Origin of the sequence: Fuerstiella marisgermanici (genome assembly GCF_001983935.1) — a bacterium.
GTDB lineage: Bacteria > Planctomycetota > Planctomycetia > Planctomycetales > Planctomycetaceae > Fuerstiella > Fuerstiella marisgermanici.
This window is the reverse complement of the sequence record NZ_CP017641.1, coordinates 8701621-8719529: the sequence shown is the minus strand read 5'-3', so window position 1 is coordinate 8719529 and position 17909 is coordinate 8701621. Positions and strand designations below refer to the sequence as shown.

12 protein-coding genes are annotated in these 17909 nt (G+C 57.1%); 7 read left to right on the top strand and 5 right to left on the bottom strand.

Going from position 1 to position 17909, the window contains the following annotated elements; all coding sequences use genetic code 11:
* Positions 1–19 precede the first annotated feature (19 nt).
* From Fuma_RS33020 to Fuma_RS33005, 4 genes are all read right to left on the bottom strand, one after another.
* Entirely contained in the window at positions 20–3343 is a 3324-nt protein-coding gene (locus tag Fuma_RS33020) for a DUF7133 domain-containing protein (protein ID WP_158521214.1), read from the bottom strand.
* 193 nt (positions 3344–3536) lie between these two features.
* Positions 3537–4808 (bottom strand): outer membrane protein assembly factor BamB family protein, encoded by a 1272-nt coding sequence (locus Fuma_RS33015; RefSeq protein WP_077027869.1) that lies wholly within the window; start codon positions 4806–4808, stop codon positions 3537–3539.
* A gap of 118 nt (positions 4809–4926) precedes the next feature.
* Positions 4927–5499 carry a cob(I)yrinic acid a,c-diamide adenosyltransferase gene (locus tag Fuma_RS33010; protein WP_077027868.1) on the bottom strand — a complete coding sequence of 191 codons (573 nt, stop codon included), beginning with the start codon at positions 5497–5499 and terminating at the stop codon, positions 4927–4929.
* A 10-nt stretch (positions 5500–5509) separates the two neighbouring features.
* Positions 5510–5845, bottom strand: a complete 336-nt coding sequence (locus Fuma_RS33005) for a DUF952 domain-containing protein (protein ID WP_077027867.1) — start codon at positions 5843–5845, stop codon at positions 5510–5512.
* Between the two features lie 193 nt (positions 5846–6038).
* On the opposite strand from Fuma_RS33005, the gene Fuma_RS33000 reads away from it, so the two are divergent.
* Complete coding sequence (locus tag Fuma_RS33000; protein WP_145944506.1) at positions 6039–9104, top strand: PVC-type heme-binding CxxCH protein; 3066 nt, start codon at positions 6039–6041, stop codon at positions 9102–9104.
* A gap of 6 nt (positions 9105–9110) precedes the next feature.
* Positions 9111–10466 (top strand): NupC/NupG family nucleoside CNT transporter, encoded by a 1356-nt coding sequence (locus Fuma_RS32995; RefSeq protein WP_077027865.1) that lies wholly within the window; start codon positions 9111–9113, stop codon positions 10464–10466.
* A gap of 283 nt (positions 10467–10749) precedes the next feature.
* On the opposite strand, the gene Fuma_RS32990 is transcribed toward Fuma_RS32995, so the two are convergent.
* On the bottom strand, positions 10750–11733 hold the full coding sequence (locus Fuma_RS32990) for an alpha/beta hydrolase (protein ID WP_158521213.1): 984 nt from the start codon (positions 11731–11733) through the stop codon (positions 10750–10752).
* A 621-nt stretch (positions 11734–12354) separates the two neighbouring features.
* On the opposite strand from Fuma_RS32990, the gene Fuma_RS32985 reads away from it, so the two are divergent.
* The 5 genes from Fuma_RS32985 to Fuma_RS32965 all read left to right on the top strand — a co-directional run bounded on the left by Fuma_RS32985 (position 12355) and on the right by Fuma_RS32965 (position 17888).
* Positions 12355–13509, top strand: a complete 1155-nt coding sequence (locus Fuma_RS32985) for a family 10 glycosylhydrolase (protein ID WP_158521212.1) — start codon at positions 12355–12357, stop codon at positions 13507–13509.
* Positions 13510–13746: 237 nt separating this feature from the next.
* Complete coding sequence (locus Fuma_RS32980; protein ID WP_077027862.1) at positions 13747–14004, top strand: hypothetical protein; 258 nt, start codon at positions 13747–13749, stop codon at positions 14002–14004.
* 140 nt (positions 14005–14144) lie between these two features.
* Positions 14145–14444 carry a DUF485 domain-containing protein gene (locus Fuma_RS32975; protein WP_099091847.1) on the top strand — a complete coding sequence of 100 codons (300 nt, stop codon included), beginning with the start codon at positions 14145–14147 and terminating at the stop codon, positions 14442–14444.
* Entirely contained in the window at positions 14444–16399 is a 1956-nt protein-coding gene (locus Fuma_RS32970) for a sodium/solute symporter (RefSeq protein WP_077027860.1), read from the top strand. The genes Fuma_RS32975 and Fuma_RS32970 overlap by 1 nt, the downstream gene beginning before the upstream one ends.
* Positions 16400–16583: 184 nt before the next feature.
* The gene (locus Fuma_RS32965; protein WP_077027859.1) at positions 16584–17888 is read left to right on the top strand and encodes an NRAMP family divalent metal transporter; all 1305 of its coding nucleotides are present in this window, start codon (positions 16584–16586) and stop codon (positions 17886–17888) included.
* Positions 17889–17909 lie beyond the last annotated feature (21 nt).

Genomic DNA, 17909 nt, shown 5'->3' with positions numbered 1-17909 from the left:
TCAACACTGCAGGTCGCTTTTACAGTCCGCGTAGCCACGCATTCAGGTCCGCTAAATCCTGGTCGGACACATTGCGCAACAGACCTCCGGGCATCAACGAGACGCGTTTTTTGACCTGCGTCTCGATCTCGTCAGCTTCAATCCGAAACGTGTTGTGAGCCGCATCTCGCAGCAGCAACCCGTCCACAGATTGATAGACAATCAACCCGGAACGCACTTTTCCGTCCGTCGTCACAATCGTCGTGGTCTGATAGCGTTCAGAAACATCGCGATTCGGATCGACGATTGCCGCAAACAAGTCCTTCACGGAAAAGCGTTTCGCGACTCCCTGAAGATCGGGCCCCAACGCTTTGCGTCCGCCGTGGCAGCGATCACAGGTTAACTTTGAAAACAACACTTTTCCCCGCGCCGCCTGTCCCTGTTCCCACGCGACATCGTCCAGCGACGCCAGTAATTCGTCGGCCGCTTTGCCGCCGTCGCCCGGTGCCACGTACTTTGGATAACGCTGCTTTAAAAACGTACGCCACTGTTCGAAGACCGCCGCCTGCGGATCGTGTCCCGACGTTCCAAACTGAAAACCAAATTTCTGCTCCGTATTTCTTTGCAGCAGCCGAACCGCGTATTCTCGCACAGCGAATTCCGCCGGACTGTTCTTCAAGCGTCGCGCGGCCGATAGGAGAGCGAACTGCTCCGCAGCACCGTCGTCGCTGGGCAGTTTTGCTAGCGCGGTCACGGCGGCGTTCAATGCCGAAACAGAAGGCGAATCGAGCGCACCGACAAACAATTGCCGATCGTCCGACTCCGGCTGTCGCGCCAGCACGACAACCAGAGCATCCCGAATGGAAAGATTGTCCGTCTGGCGACGCAGCAGCTGCCGGTGCTGTGGATTGGTCGAGCGTCCCAGCACAAACACGACATCGTTGTTCCACAGATATTCGTCGTCGGCCTGAACCTGCCTCGCGAAACCGTCGATCGCGTGTTGAGTGTGTTGGGGCGGAATCAGTTTCAAAAAAGGAACATGCCCCGGCAGTCCAAAGCCCGGTTGACGGCCGATCACGACAGCCAACTGGCGGTCCACCGAATTCAGTCCCTCGTACAGTTCTCCAATTCGATCGTCCCAGTTGGAATCCTGCTTAAGATTCTGCGTACGGATTTTGTGTTCGAGATTCACCAATGCGGCGGCTGTGGCGCTGGTTTGTTCGGGCGAGCGCACGGCGTGAACGCGGCTTAGCGCAGCAAGTCGATGAATGTCGTGAGCCGGATGCGATTCTGCGGTGATCTGCTGCAGCAGTTTGGGAATGAGTTCTGCGTTCAGCGATCCAAGCATCGCGATCAGGCGGATCAACTCGCGATCGTAAGCACTGTCGCCGGAAGCAAATGTTTCCGCAATGACGATTCGTACCGGGTTAAGCTGCAACTCATGCGGCTTCAGGTCGGCTCGCGCGGTATAGCTTTCAAACATCCCAGCCACGCCCTTCTGCGGCCCGACGTCTCCCAATGCCAATTCAAGCAGCCGAACAGCGTCGCGTTTGTGTGCGATGTCCGCAGAAGGGTCTGCGATTACCTGAGCCGCGATTTTGGCGGCGTCGAAGTGAAAACGGTCCGAACGGTCGGCGAGTCCGAAACCCAGCATCACTGATGCATGAGCGTTGTTTTTGGTGAGTTCGCGAAGTTCCGTTTGCTGCTGTTCGCTAAGTTTCGGCACAACCAGTGATCCGGCAAATCGCACAAACCGGTCATCCGCAGACAGACTCGCCGCGATTTTCGGCAGGCACTTATCAAGCAGAGCTGCATCGGATGCCGTTGTGGTGGTTAGAGCTTCCAGCGCGAACCGAGCGACCAGCGGATCTGAATCGCCCAGTAGATTCGTCAGCGCGTCAGCATGGTCAGACAGCGATGACGATCGGCCGATCGCCCATGCTGTTCGAGCTCGCACTTCCGGTGACGTTGACTGCGACAGCTTGCCCGATGTCGCCGCGTCCATTCCGTCGAACACGTCGGTCAACACTTCAATCGCGCGGATTCGTTGGGCAGGCCGACGCCCCTCATCGGTTGCGGCAGAAACAAATGGCTGTGCCGTAAGGTCTACCGTGCGGGGATACCATTGCGCCCGCGACCAGCTGCTCCCCGGTTGCGGCGCGTTTAAAACGTATTCCAGTTTTTGCTCTTCCGAATCACCGGATGCTGGTGAATTTGTGTTGGTGTCCGTCACGGCGTTTTCGTAGAAGATGCGATACACGCCGCCGCTGGTGCCTCGCCCGCCCACACTGACGAACAGGCTTCCGTCCCGGCCAACCGCCAGGTCCGTTGGTGCGAAACCGAACTGCCCACTGCCAGTGGCAAACACGTCGGGCTGAGCGGTCGCATCACCGGCTTCGGCGATTGAAGACGTTGAATTCGGTGACACGGTCAGGATGCGACCGAACGTCCAGTCCATCACGAACACTCGGCCGTCGTAGCGGCTGGGGAACTGGGTGTGACAGTAGCAGGCAACGCCGGTCGGCGAACCTCGCCCAAACGCAGCGGCCACCATCGGCATGTCGGCAAAATCACCTGGCCGCTTCCAGCTGCGAGACACCCAGCCCGCATTCGATCGCGGCGTTGTGCGGAAGACGCGACACGGTTCGTACCACGGCAACGACACGTCGCGTTCTCCGTCGCTATCGAAGGTGAACACGTCGCCTTGAGGTGAAAAGCAAAAGTCATAGGCGTTCCGAAAACCGTCCGACACAATTTCGCCGCCAGATAGATCCGGTTTAAAACGCAACAACACGCCCGCGAAGGGTTTCTTAATCGGCGACGTCGTGAGCGTCGCATAGCTGGCGGTGACTTCAGACATATTGCCTGCGATCACGTACCACCAACCGTCCGGTCCGCGCCGAATGGCATGCACATGGTGTTCGCCGCCGGCTTTGATCTTCAGCAGCGTCTTCGGAGGACCGTCGGCTTTGTCATCGCGATTCTCGTCGCGATAAATCTGGAAGCCTTCGTCGCCAGAACACAGCAGGTGTGGCCCCGTGAAGTACATTCCCTGAGCCCCGGTTTTTGGACCGTCAGAGAACGTCGTAAAACGATCGGCGCGACCATCGTTGTCGTCGTCGATTAGAATTCGGACATAGCCCGGCCCGGCCACGACCACTCGCCCCTTCGAATCCAGGGTCAGGCAGTGAATGTCATGAGCCAGACTGTCACCAGCGAACTGCTCTACTCGGAAACCGTCCGGCACCTCAATGGCGGGGACTTCTGCGGCCGGTTCCTGAGCATTCTCCGAGGGATTCTGCGAGAAACCAACGGCTGGCACCACCAGCAGCAGGAGCAGGATCGGCAGCATTTTCCGTGACATATTAAGCGACTCCCTGAATTGACTGCGTGATCGCTCGCAAACACTCTGGCCGTCGCCGTCTCGCATTCGACCATGCCCCGCATTCGACCACTCATCGTAGTCTAGATGCGAAAATCCCCGCAGGGCAAGCCGGGGCGGCGTACCACGGGCCGGAATAAAATCCGGCTGCGGAAATACGCCGCGTCGTTGCCGCCTATTTTTCGCCCAGGCAATACAGGAACTCCTGCCGCTTACCGTCAATCTTATGAGTCACTCGGGCATAGATCCGGCTTCCGCAAATCGTGGGGGTCGCGAAGACGCTTTCGCCCAGCTTGTTGCGAGCGAGTTCAACGAACTTGTCCGGCGTGGCTTTGAAAACAAACGTCGTGCCTTCTTCATTGGTGGCGTAAATCCGATCGCCGACCAAAACTGGCGAACTGCTGAATGTGCCCGCCAGGCGGCCCTTCCAGACTTCTTCGCCAGTGTCACTCTTGCGGCACGTGGCGATGCCCGCGTCCAACGCAGCATAAAGGTAGCCGTCTTTCACCAGCATTGATGGAACATACGTGCGAACGGTGTTTTCCCAAACCACCTTGCCGGAACCGTCGGCCGCCACGGCTGCGATGTGGTTCTTGGGATATCCGCCGCTTGTGAAAATACGAGTTCCGTCCGTGACGGTGGAAGTCACGCATTCGGTCGTCGCACCTTCAATCTCCCAGTTTTCTTCGCCTGTCAACGGGTCCAGACTGGTGACAAGGTCGCAGCCCGTCATAAGCAACTGATCTTTGCCCGCGACATTGAGAATGATGGGAGAAGGATAGTTCGGCTTTTCCGGGCGAGTCCGCTTCCACGCGATCTTGCCTGTCGCTCGTTCCAGCCCGGCAATCGCGCCGCCACCTTTATTGTCGGCAGACACAATGACCAGATTCTTATATGGCGCGGGCGAACTACCGTAGCCCTGATGGACGACGTAATCGCTGATCTTTGTCTGCCACAACTGCTTGCCATTGCGATCCAGCGACGTGGTGTAGACGGCTCCGTCGTTTAGAAAGTTGACGAACAGATTTTCACCGTCGCACGCGACTGTGGTCGAAGCCAGCGACGCTTTTTCGTTGCCCTTCTTCGTGAAGCCTCCCTTGTGGACAACCGTCTTCCAGAGTTCTTCGCCCGTCTGACGGTCGTAGCAATGAACGGCTTGCTGTTCGGTTTCGTGATCGGCAGACGCCAGGAAGACCTGATCGCCAACCACCGTCGCTGAACCATGGCCGCGGCCCGGCACGGCGACTTTCCACAACACGTTTTCCGTTTCACTCCATTTCAGCGGTGGATGCTGATCTGAACTCGCGATCCCATTTCGATGAGGACCACGCCACCACGGCCAGTCCTGCGCGCCGACTTCAATGGTGGAAGAGTCCGATCCGGGATTGCCGGCGTCCAGCGGGGCGGGGATAACCAAAAGGCATGTCAGGAGCAAAAGTGGTTTCATGATTCTTCACTCGGGCGGGATTGTCGGCGGATGGTTGGTGGTCTGCTGATTCACACTGATAATCACAGCGTGGGTTAGCGTTCTCGTAGAATTCTTCAGTAGTCAGTTTAGACGGCTTTTACGGACGTCGGCGGCTTGGTTCCCACAGCACATCCATGGCTCCATGGTCATTGGCATCGCGAGCCAGAACAAAAAGCAGATCGGATAAGCGGTTCAGAAAGACCACAATTTGTGGATTCAGAGACGTGCCGTTTTGTAGCCGAAGTGTATCCAATTCCGCTCGCCGACACACGCTGCGAGCCAGGTGCAGCGACGCCGCGCACGGCTGGCCGCCTGGCAGCACGAAGCTTTTCAAGGCTGAGAGGCGTTCGTTAAAGCGGTCGATCTGTTGTTCGAGCCATTCGATATGCTGAAGTGTCATTCGCGGGCAGCGATCGTCTGCGTCATCCGGCCGCCACGGCGAAGTGAGGTCTGCTCCCAGATCGAACAGCCGTTGCTGCAACGTCAGCAGCAACGATTTCAGGCTCGCGTCTGTGCATTGCGCCGCCGCGACTCCGATGCAGCAGTTTGTTTCATCCACACTGCCGCCCGCCACGATGCGCGCGTCCAGCTTGGACACTCGAGTACCATCGCCGATGCCAGTCTGACCTGAATCGCCGGTCCGAGTGTAGATTTTGTTAAGGGTGACCATTTGCTCTGTGTTACGCCAACTTTGGGAACTGATGCACGCCGTCCGGCCCCAGCTTCAGGTCCATGACTTCGACCACATCGTCAACTGAAAGCACATCGTACAGGTGAGGAAACAAATCCCCGCCTCGCGATTTTTCCCACTTCAACCGATCGCCCATCTGTGCTTCGTCGACTGCCAGCAGCAGAAGATCTTTCTGTCCGGAAAAGTGTTTCGCTGCGGTTTCCGCAACCTGACGGCTGGTCGAAAAGTGAATGTAGCCGTCCTTCAGATCGACCGGCGCACCTTCGAACCGCCCGTACTCTGTAGCAGCCTGCCATTGGTCCTGGGTGCAAATCTTGTAAATCATGATGCGAAAAGTGGGTGGAATTTGATTTTCAGTTTTGTGACGATACGCAAACCGTGCAAGGCTTGCCAGCGAACACTTGATTCACTGCTCCCGCAATTGAAGTGGGAAGGGTATCGCCAAAGCAACCTAAGCGACACGATAAAGTTGATCCTCGAGCCCGCCCCGTACCATTCCATTATTGGAGTTTTCCTACGTGCGAAGTTTCTCGATTGCCCTGCTGATTCTTGCGTCCAATTTTGTATCAGCCGATGAAAAGCCGGTTCGCAAACCGGAAAACGCTGTGGCGGCACTCGACGTCGCGGACGGGCTGGAAGCCACACTGTTCGCTGCCGAACCGCTGCTACTAAGTCCTTCGAACATCGACGTCGACCATCTGGGCCGGATCTGGGTGTGCGAAGTCGTAAACTATCGCCACTTCGCCAACAAAGACAATCCGGCGCGCGAAGCAGGCGACCGCATTCTGATTCTGGAAGACACCGACGGTGACGGCAAAGCGGACAAGGAAACGACGTTCTATCAGGGGCGAGACATCGATTCGGCTCACGGCGTCTGCGTGCTGGGCAATCGAGTGATCGTGTCCGCCGGTGAAAACGTCTTCAACTTCTACGATGACGACGGCGACCTGAAGGCCGATCGCAAGGAAGTGATGTTCACTGGTATCAAAGGTGTCCAACATGACCACGGGATTCACAGCTTCACGTTCGGCCCCGACGGACGCCTGTACTTCAACTTCGGCAACAACGGCAACGAACTGCATACTCCTGATGGCAATTTAGTGGTCGACGTGGCGGGCAACGAAGTCATCGCGAATCGCAAACCGTATCAGGAAGGCATGGCGTTTCGCTGCGAGCTGGATGGTTCAAAGGTCGATACTTTGGGCTGGAACTTCCGCAATAACTGGGAGCTTTGCGTCGACAGTTTCGGCGCGATCTGGCAGTCCGACAACGACGACGACGGCAACAAAGGCGTCCGCATCAACTTCGTGATGGAATACGGCAACTACGGATACAAGGATGAATTCACCGGAGCCGGTTGGCGAGAACCTCGCACCGGCTGGGAAGACACGATCCCAGAACGCCACTGGCACCTGAACGATCCAGGCGTTGTCCCGAACCTGCTTCAAACCGGAGCGGGTTCACCGACGGGAATCCTAATCTACGAAGGCAATCTTCTGCCGAAGCGTTTTCAGAACCAACTGATTCACTGCGACGCGGGCCCGAACGTCGTCCGCAGCTACGCCGTCAGTGATGATGGAGCGGGCTACAAAGCGGAGATCAACGACATCCTCACGGGGACTCGCGACCAGTGGTTCCGTCCGTCAGATGTGTGCGTGGAACCCGATGGTTCGCTGATCGTCGCCGACTGGTACGACCCCGGCGTCGGCGGCCACCGGCAGGGCGACATCCAACGCGGGCGACTGTTCCGAGTCGCCCCGAAAGGCAACACCAAATACGTTTCGCCCAAGCCTGACTTCAGCACCGTCGAAGGCGCGGCAGAAGCGTTGAAAAGTCCCAACGTGGCGACTCGGTATCTGGCATGGCAGAAACTGCACGCCGCAGGTGCAGACGCCGAAGCCGTGCTGAAGAAGATGTTCACTGACGACAACAATCCACGCTTTCAGGCGCGAGCGCTGTGGTTGCTGGGGCAGATTGACGGCAAGACTCAGCACTACATCGATGCCGCCGTCAAACACGGCAACAGCAATATTCGCATCGCCGGGCTGCGATTGGCTCGGCGCACGAACACTGATGTGGTGGGCACGGTAACGAAGCTGGTTGATGATAAGTCGCCTCAGGTACGTCGCGAATGTGCGGTGGCGCTGCGACATATAAAATCAGATCGCAAAGCCAAACTGTGGACGACACTCGCACTACAGCTGCCGCTTCCGTCTCACGACCGCTGGTATCTGGAAGCCCTTGGCATCGGTGCTCACGGCGACTGGGACAACTGTCTGGAGACCATTTGGTCAGAAATGCGCACTCGAAAATCAGATCGCGCAAACATAATCGTTTCCGACGTTGTGTGGCGTAGCCGAGCCGATGAGTCTGCTAGCAGGATCGCGCAACACATTCTACATTTGGCAGTGGGCGCAAGTCTGGAAGAGTCTAGACCAATTCTCCTGGAGTATTTCCGGGCTCTCGATTTTCAACCAAAGTCAAACGTTGCCACCGAGGTGGCAACATTGCTCAAACCCGGCACACTCGGCCGCCTACGGAAAGACACCGCCCCTCTGGTTATCGCGGAATCGCTGCAGCGGTTGAGCAGCGAAGATTTTGCATCCAACCCCGATGCGAAAGCGGCACTGCAACGAGCTCTGACTGACCTGAAGGGAACATCACAGTACATTGAACTAGTCGAACGTTTCCAACTTACCGATCGCTACAGCGACTTGCTCACGCTGGCTCAGGCCCATCCCAACGAACAGATCGGCGTCGAAGCCATTCGAGCTTTGCTGCGCAACAAACAGTGGAAGCTGATGACGCAGGCTCTCAAAGGCGACGACGCCCAATCGGCCATCGCGACGGCTACCGTGATGGGCAATTCTCTGGACAATGCTATCAACGGACCGTTGCTGGCGGCCGTTAAGGACAAGGCTCTAGCGATCGATGTGCGGCGAGCTGCTGTGCGAGCCGCTTCGCGAGTGAACGGTGGTGCTCAGAAGCTGGCCGGGCTTGTTGAGCACAAAACGCTTGATCCGGAACTCACGCAAACCGTCGCCGCCGCACTGCATGCCGCTCCCTCGCGGTCGACTCGGGAAATGGCCGACCGTCTGTTTCCGCTGCCAGCCGTGAAGGAAGGCAAGCCGCTTCCGCCGATCAGCCAATTGGTTTCCATGAAGGGCGACCCGGTCAACGGTCGACTCATCTTCAACACCACAGGCACCTGTCACAAGTGCCACATCGTCAACAAGATTGGTCGCGAATTCGGACCGGACCTTTCGGAGATCGGCAGCAAGCTAAGTCCCCAGGCGATGTTTGAATCGATCATCTTTCCCAGCGCGGGCATCAGTCACAATTACGAAGCGTATACGCTGGTCACGGCATCCGGCACGACGATCACGGGCCTGATCACCAGTGAAACGGATGACAGTATCAGCATCAAGGGCGACGATGCATTGATCCGCACGTTCAAGCTGGATGAGATTGATGAAAAGGTCAAGCAAACAGTTTCGCTGATGCCCGCCGATCTACAGAAGGTCATGACCGTTCAGGAGATTGTGGACGTCGTCGCCTACATACAGACTTTGAAAAAGAAATAGCCCGGTATGGAACGCGGTATCAGCCTGCTGGGCTTGCTGGTCATGATGTTGCTGGCGTGGGCGATGAGTTCCCACAAAAAGCGAGTGAGTCTACGCATTGTCGGCGGCGGTTTGCTGCTGCAGTTTGCGTTCGCGTTTCTGATTTTAAAGACGGACGCAGGTGAAGCGTCGTTCGCTGCGATCGGCGACTTCTTCCGCAGCGTGCTTAGTTTTGTCGACGCGGGCAGTGCGTTCCTGTTTGACGTGTTTCCAAGAAACGAAACGGAAACCCTGCCGGCTCAATACACGCTGTGGCGTTCGTTTGCGTTCGGTATTCTGCCGACCATTATCTTCTTCTCAGCCCTCATGTCGGTGATGTATCACCTCGGCATCATGCAGTTGGTGGTGAAGGCGCTGGCGTGGCTGATGCAGAAGACGCTCGGCACGTCCGGCGCAGAAACTCTGTCGGCCGCCGCCAACATCTTTGTCGGACAAACAGAAGCGCCGCTGGTGATTCGGCCATACGTCGCAGACATGACGATGTCGGAACTCAACGTCGTCATGGTCGGCGGATTCGCGACCATCGCGGGCGGCGTGTTGGCAGCGTACGTCGGCATGGGCATCGATGCGGGGCACCTGCTAACGGCCTCGGTCATTTCGGCGCCGGCGGCGTTGATGATCGCGAAGATCATGCAGCCGGAAACCGAATCGTCAATGACTCAGGGCAACGTCAAAGGCACGGCCGATTCGCCCAGCGTGAACGTCATCGAAGCGGCGGCGGAAGGCACTTCGGCCGGTTTGCAACTCGCATTAAACGTGGGAGCGATGTTGATCGTCTTCACGGCGTTCGTCGCGATGGGCAACGCTTTCGTGTCGTGGGTCGGCGGCCTGGTGGCTCACTACCTAAGTTATCCCAGCGCTCAGAAGTGGACCATGGAACTCGCCTTCGGCTACGTGTTTGCTCCGTTCGCCTGGTTGATGGGAGTCAAGTCCGACGAATGCCTTGCGGCGGGCGGAATTCTCGGCGTGCGCACCGTTTTGAACGAATTCTATGCGTACGCTCAGTTGGGAAAAATGGAGACGCCTTTCAGCCTGCGGACGCAGATGATCCTGACTTACGCTTTGTGCGGCTTCGCCAACTTTAGCTCAATCGGAATTCAGCTCGGCGGCATTGGCGGAGTTGCTCCAGGGCGTCGGTCCGACCTCGCGAAACTCGGTCTACGAGCCATGGCCGGAGGAACTCTGGCCGCCTTCATGACCGCCTGCGTGGCGGGGTTCCTGCTAAGCGACGCCGATTTGCAGCGTCGAGACGACGATCGAAAAGCGAACGCGGCAGCTGTGGAATCGGCGGACGAAATCAAGTCCGAAAGTCCAGGCAAATAAGTAGGTTCCGGCGGCCCGACGGAATTCCCCTTGGGCAAACCGCGCTCAGGGTTCGGTTGCTGTTGCGTCGAGTGGTCAACCGCAGTTCGGCGGTCGCCTGTGCGTGCCAGGTAGAGCAGTTTCCCTTTTGTTGTCGCCCGTTTGGGCTCGTGGGAAACAGCCTTCGTAGCGCGAAACGCTTGTTCCGCGGCCACAAGTCAGCGAAATTCGCTGTTGCAAGGTTGTAGGTCGCCTGCGGCGATGTGCCGCCCGGCGGTCGGCACCTACTTTCTGAGCATCGAAATCACGCTACGCGGAACGAATCCTGAGGCCGTAGTTCGGCGTCCGGAACGTTGCAAAGGTGCTTCCGAAAATGTTGCACAAGTCGGTCGTCGTACTCGTCCTTCGCCTTCACACGCGGCTTGTTGTGCTTGGCATTTTCCACGATCCAGACAGAATCTTCGCAGCTCAACAGCCGAGCCACTTCGCGGGTGACTCGCGGCGTGACGTACGAATCGCGGCTACCGGAAATCATCAGTACCGGCCGATCAAACTGTCGCGCCGCGTGTTCCAGATGCACGTAGCTGCAGTTGCGGCTTCGTTCGCTGCGAGCCAGCGTTTGCCACAGAACCCACACCACGTGCCAGCGCGGCAGGCGATGGAAAAACCAGTCGGGCACCACGTACCGCGAGAACTTCGTCATGAAGTGTTGGATCATGGCCATCGTCCCGTAACCGCTGTCAGTCACGACGGCCTGAATTTGAGGAAACCGGGCTGCGGCCAGCAATGCCGCACTGCCGCCTCGGCTAACTCCGAAGATGCCCACGGGCAACGACTCCAGGCCTTCCTGCTGCTGAGCCCACGCGAGCACGCCTTCGATGTCCGTCAATTCGAATTCGGTCACCCAATGAATCGGCTGATAGCCGGACTGGTGCTCGCTGTAGCCCTGGTTTCGGAAATCAAACGCGAGCACAGCGAAACCTGCGTCCAACAAAGCCTGGCCATATGTTAACCCGGTCCAGTGATTGCCGTTCAGTTCCGGGCAGAACAGAATAATTCCCTGAGGTTCGCCAGTCGGCAGGTGTAAACAGCCTTCCAGCGTCAGGCCGTCCTTCGTCGGAATCCGAACCACATCTCGCCCTGACGGCGCTGATGCGGGAACGGCGGCAAAAGTCGGTACGTTCTCAATGATCGTCTGAATTCGGCGCGTCGCGAACTGCCGATAGCCGAAGTCAATCGCCAGCAGCAACGCCGGGAGGCTCAGGACTATCCAATAATACGCCGACACAAATATCCTCCCGAAATCATTTGATTCGGTGTACTTTTCGATCCGGTCAGGAGTCGGCGATGGCCCCGACAACCCAAAATTCGTTCACGGTGTGACCGCAGGGTGAATGCCCGTAGGTCTTAGACTTTAGCTGGCCGTGAGACAAAACACAAAGCCCAAAAGCGTCAACAAACACAGCGTCTGCAGCGGCCATGCCACACTTGCAGTTCGTAGGAATTTGTCAGGGCAATCGGCACGCGAGGAGTGCCCATTCCGGCGATTTGCAGGGGCGGACCGGAGCATCCCAGTCCTGAGACTGGCACACCATTCGGACCCGCAATCAAGCGAACTTGCTCCCAGAGGTGGCATTCCTGCACTACGACGCGCGGACATGGCCCGACGACCAAAGTCCGCTGGGGCCGAATAAAACGGGGCTGAGACCTCGTAGCCATGGGACAACTTTTTGACTGAACCTGATGCGGGCCCGCTTCAACCACACCCGCCGTTGAGTCGCCCGCCAAACTTCCATGCGCCGTCGGATATCGCTACGGTGAGTGCGCAAGCGGGCGGACTGACGACATCAGATTTCGTCCCCAAGAGTGAACAGCCAGAATGAACAACCGGCAAGGGAAAAACCAGGCGATGAGGACGACAAGACCACAGGCACGTCGCGCAACACCGTGGCTGCTGGCCACATTGTGCCTGTCTGCAGTGAGTGCAAAGACGGCTCAATGTGAGGACCAGCCGTTCATGGGGGCTTACCTGAACATCCCTCGGATGTTTGATTCGAGTTCCGACATTCCCACCCGAGAACGTTCGATTGAAGAACAGTTGGACAGGTTCAAGGCTTCCGGGCTGCGAGTTGTGATGCCTTACGCAACAACAACGGCTGGGGCGTCCCTGTACCCAACAGACATCATTCCCACCAATCTGTACCCAAACTGGGACCCGCTGCGTGTGGTCGTTCGAGCTGCTCGAGCGCGTGGATTGCAGGTGTATCCCGTGATCTGTGTTTTGGCCTGCGGCAAGAATGAGCCGAAAGGCATTCTGCGGCAACATCCCGACTGGGCACTGAGAGATGATACGGGCAGCCCCATCGGCCACATCAGCCCTTGCCATCCGCAGGCGAGGGCATGGGTCGTATCCGTGCTGCAGGAAATCGCCGGAAAGTACAAACCTGATGGGTTGCTGCTGGACTACCTGAGATTTAACAATCGGCCCATGCAACTGGATCCTCAAGGGGCGATTGAGTTCGACAAGCTGATGAGTGACAAATCAGCGACCGATCGAACTCAGGCCTTGCAGCGATTCAAAGAAGACTGCCTGACGGAACTAATGCGTAACATCAGTGTCGAACTTCGCCGACAGCAACCGGAAATCAAGTTGGCCATTTATTCGTGGGGACCACACGTCACTCAGAACCACCGCGTCGCCCAGGACTGGGGCACGTGGGCGAAGAACAAGTACATCGACATGGTGAACGTGTCGGGATACTGCTTTCCGAAGAACTACGGCGACCGATACCTGCAGGTGTTTGAAGATCGAATCCAGGGCGCGCTCGACATCAACAAGAAACTGGGGCAGCCGATCGACGTGACAGTGTGTCTGGGCATCAGGACGAGTCACGGGCAAATCGACAAGGCGTCCGACGTCGACGACTATCTAAGCATCGCCAGCCGATTGGGGGTGGATGGCACGGCCGTCTTTATGTGGTCGTATGTGCAACCGTATCTCGATGACATCAAGCAGCACGGCTACTTCGAAAAGTTCGAGAACGGTGTAAAGGGGCATCCATAACCGGAGCTGACAGTGATCGCAACGACACGCGCCGTCGGTGCGAGATATGAGCGTGACGGTCGGGCACGGTCAGGCAGCACATTACCATTTCGAATGTTTGCAAGAATGGATGAGCGGGAAACATATACCTACCTGCATATTTGCTCGACATCTCCCTTGGCTGAGCTTCGGTCAGCATGCGCGTCATTGATGGAACCTGTTGACGATGCTGGGGAAGGGCCCGCCGGGACATCCCTGATGATCCGGCTCTGCGATGTCGAGGATTGGAGCGACGCCGAATACGAACTAACAAGGCTTATCGCTGCAGAGTACAAAAACCTGGACTACGCGATTGATCGAACGAACCGTCCCACAGCCACGTTCTATGTTGGTCCGGCCAACAAAATGGTTTCGTTTTCTCCGCCGTTCCTGTCGCTCTGCGCCAGTTTGGATATCGAAATTTGGGTCTCCTTCAATGACGCGAAGGTCAGTGAATCGTCACGAGGTATCGATTAGTCACGGCAGAACAGATTCTTAAGTCTTCCTACCCCGCTTGATCCTCGGCGTTCCCTACCGTTTTCCTAAACGAGTGGTTATGGTGCTCGGCCAATGCCCGCAACGGTTTTTGACTTTTGAACGGTAACGGCGAGAACATTATGGAATCGAAGAATGCCCGGTTGGGGCTGCAGTTGTTTTGCGTTTATTTGGTGCTGTACGGCGGCTTCGTGCTGCTGAATGCCTTCGCCCCGCACACCATGGAAATCACGCCGCTGGCTGGGATTAACCTCGCCATTTTGTACGGCTTCGGACTCATCGTCGCCGCTTTGGCGCTGGCTCTGATCTACGGCATGCTTTGCACAGGCGAAGACGCCCCGGCACCGGAAGCTCCGCCGGCCGCTGTCGCTGCGAATGAAACCGCAGGTGAATCTGAGTCCTCTAAAACGGAGGACGTGTAATGATTCACGAAGCATCTTCGCAGGCCATTATTCTGTTTCTGGGGTTCGTGGGCTTCACGCTGGGACTTAGCTTCTGGCTGGGACGGAAAGCCAAGTCGTCAGAAGGCTACTTCGCGGCTCATGGACAAATCCCATGGTTCGTCAACGGGATCGCTTTTGCGGGCGACTACCTTTCGGCAGCTTCATTCCTCGGCATCTGCGGCATGATCGCGGTGTCGGGCTACGATGGATTCTTGTATTCCATCGGCTTTCTGGCCGGGTGGATCGTGGCTCTGTTTGTTGTCGCCGAACCGATGAAGCGACTGGGCAAGTTCACGTTCGCCGATGCGTTGGACGCGAAGTTCAACAGCAAGGGCATTAAACTCGCGGCAGGCATCAGCACGCTGGTGGTCAGCATCTTTTACCTGATCCCTCAGATGGTGGGCGCGGGAGCGTTGGTGCAACCACTGCTCGGGCTGCCTCACTGGGCGGGCGTGCTGATGGTCGGAACGGTGGTCATCATGATTGTGGTGACCGCTGGCATGGTTTCGACAACGTGGATTCAGTTTCTGAAGGGCTCGCTGCTGGTCATCTTCAGCGCGATTCTGACGTGGATGATTCTGGATCGCGGTTTTTCCACCATGCCTGCCGGAGAGGACCAGCGAGTCTTCGCTACCGTCGGACCATTGCCTGCAGATATCACGTCTGATCAGGCCGCACTGGAAGCAGCGATTGGCCAGAACGTATTGCCGGCCGATGGTGGTTGGAGCGATCAGCCGTTTGTCCGAACGCAAGATGCAGCCGGAAATCCATCGGTTTGGCGAATTGATTCGACAGGCAACGACGGCGGTGAGGTCTTATTACGCGAATGCCAGTGGGTCACTGATGACGCCGGCAGCACGCTGATCAACGGCAAACCAATGGGGACCGGCGAAGGCGAAGCCGTTCTGGACGCGATTGGTCGAGTTTCGAAGCTGCCCGATGGCGAGTCAGAAACGGGACCGCTGGGCATGGCGGAATTTTTTAGCACTCTGCAGAAAAGCGAAGTGATTCTGTGGCGCAAGGCTGACATTCAGGAAGACGAAGACACGAAGACCACCGTGTACTTCCCGAAGCCAACACCAGGTTCCGAAGTACTTCGACCGGGTGAACATCCCAAGTTCGCGGGCATTCGCGGCGATTCCATAATGGGCAAACTGAACTTTCTTTCGCTGATGCTGGCCCTGTTTTGCGGGACTGCATCGCTGCCCCACATTCTGATTCGCTACTACACGGTGAAAGACGAAAGCAGTGCTCGCAAGAGCACCATTGTGGGCATCGCGAGCATCGGGTTCTTCTATGTGCTAACGCTGTATCTTGGCCTCGGAGCCATGACAAGCGGCGCGATGGACGTCACCAACAGTAACATGGCTGCTCCGCTGCTGGCGAAAAGCATGAGTACCTGGCTGTTCGGAGCGATCTCAGCCATCGCCTTTACAACCGTGCTGGGCACCGTCAGCGGACTGATTCTCGCATCCGCGGGCGCGGTGACTCATGACCTGCTTAGCAGCTATCTGGGCTGGCAGATGACCGATACGGAAAAAGTTCGTGTTGCCAAGATTTCATCGGTCGTGGTTGGCGTGATAGCGATCGTGCTGGGAATTAAGTTCCAGGGTATGAATGTCGGCTACCTGGTGGGCTGGGCCTTCAGCATCGCGGCATCGGCCAATCTTCCGGCTTTAGTAATGATTCTGTTCTGGAACAAAACGACCAAACAGGGTGTCATTGCGGCCGTACTTGTCGGCATGATTAGCTCACTCGGCTGGATCTTGCTCAGTGCCGACACATTTAAAGACGTCTACAAAATTACCGGCCACCCCGGCTATGTTCCGTTTAGCCAGCCAGGCATCGTGACGATACCGCTCGGGTTTCTCACACTGTTTCTGGTTTCGAAAATGACGCAGAAGAAAACCGGCGACGGTATCGCAGCAGGGTAAGTACACGTCACCAGAACATCGAACAATGATTTGCGTACGACAACCTAAGGCACAGTGTGCCTGCATCAAATCCCATCGATCTCCAGCCGCTTAAACCGTCCCAATTCACAGACCTCTACACCCCCGATTTGCAGGCGTCAGCTGCCGCTCTTCCCGCCGTTCAACTTCCCACTAAAACCAAACCATGAAGAACATTTTCAAGTCTGTTGGTCCCGCCATTATCGTCGCTGCAGTCGTGCTGGGGCCGGGTTCGATTCTGACCAGCTCCAAAGTCGGAGCCAATCTGGGCATCGCCGCTCTGCCTGTTGTCGTCATCGCGGCCATCCTGATGATCGCAATGGTCGCACTGTCGGCTCGTCTAGGAGCGGTCTACGAAAAGAGCTTGTGCGACGAACTGGCAAGTCGCCTGGGACGCTGGGTGTCAGTCGCAATTGGACTCACACTGTTTACGCTGGTGGCATTCTTTCAGTCATCCAACAACGTGGCGTTGCTGGGTGGAATTGAGCCGATGCTGGGCGACGGTCAGTTAAGCTTTGGACCTCGTTGCGCAATCATCGTGACGGCCAACGTTCTGATCATTGGCTTTCTGTACCTTTTGCCGAATCTGTACAAGTCTGTCGAGAGCGTCATGAAAATTCTCATGGCGCTGATGGGGACGGCGTTTCTGGTCAACTTCGTCGTGATCTTTGCCAAGCCCCGTGGCTTCGAACCGATCGTACCAACCGGCGACACCGACTGGCTGGCTTTGCTGGGCATGATCGGAACGACGTTCTCCATTGGCGGAGCGTTCTATCAGGCGTATCTGGTGAAAGAAAAGGGCTGGGGCCTGGGCGAAGTGAAGGAAGCACTGACGGACTCCGTCGTGAGTATCACCATGCTGGGCGGAATGACGGCCATCATCCTTTTGACTTCGTGGCGAGTCTTCTACGGTCACCCCGATCCGGTTGAAATGAAAAGCGTGGCGGATGTCGCTCGGCAACTGGAGCCATCATTCGGCGTTTCCGCCAAATTTATCTTCTGCGGCGGAATTCTGGCCGGTGCACTTAGTTCGTTCCTGGTGAACGCGATGATCGGCGGCACCGTAATGTCAGACTCGCTCGGCTTAGGAGCCCGGCTGCAGGACAAGTGGCCGCTGCACATGACTGCTTTAGCACTGCTGGTCGGAATGGGCGTCGCGATCGCGTCGCTTGCCCAGGAAGGCAGCACGGTCGCGCTGATTACGATCGCTCAGGCCTGTACCGTCATCGGACTTCCGGCTCTGGCTGCGTCGCTGATTTATCTGGGAACGCGCAAAGATCTCGTTGGTGAACGCAAGGTTCCTCAGGCGATGATCGTCGTGGCTGTGATCGGCTTCTGCGTGTCGTGCGTGTTGGCCTGTCTGACAGCGAATAAGGTCTATGCAAAACTAAACGCGCCGCCCGCGGCTGAAGTGCAGGTGGATGATGCCAGTGAATCGCCCCCGAGCGAAGCTGACACCGACGAGGAATAAAAACGGCACAGCGGTCGCTTC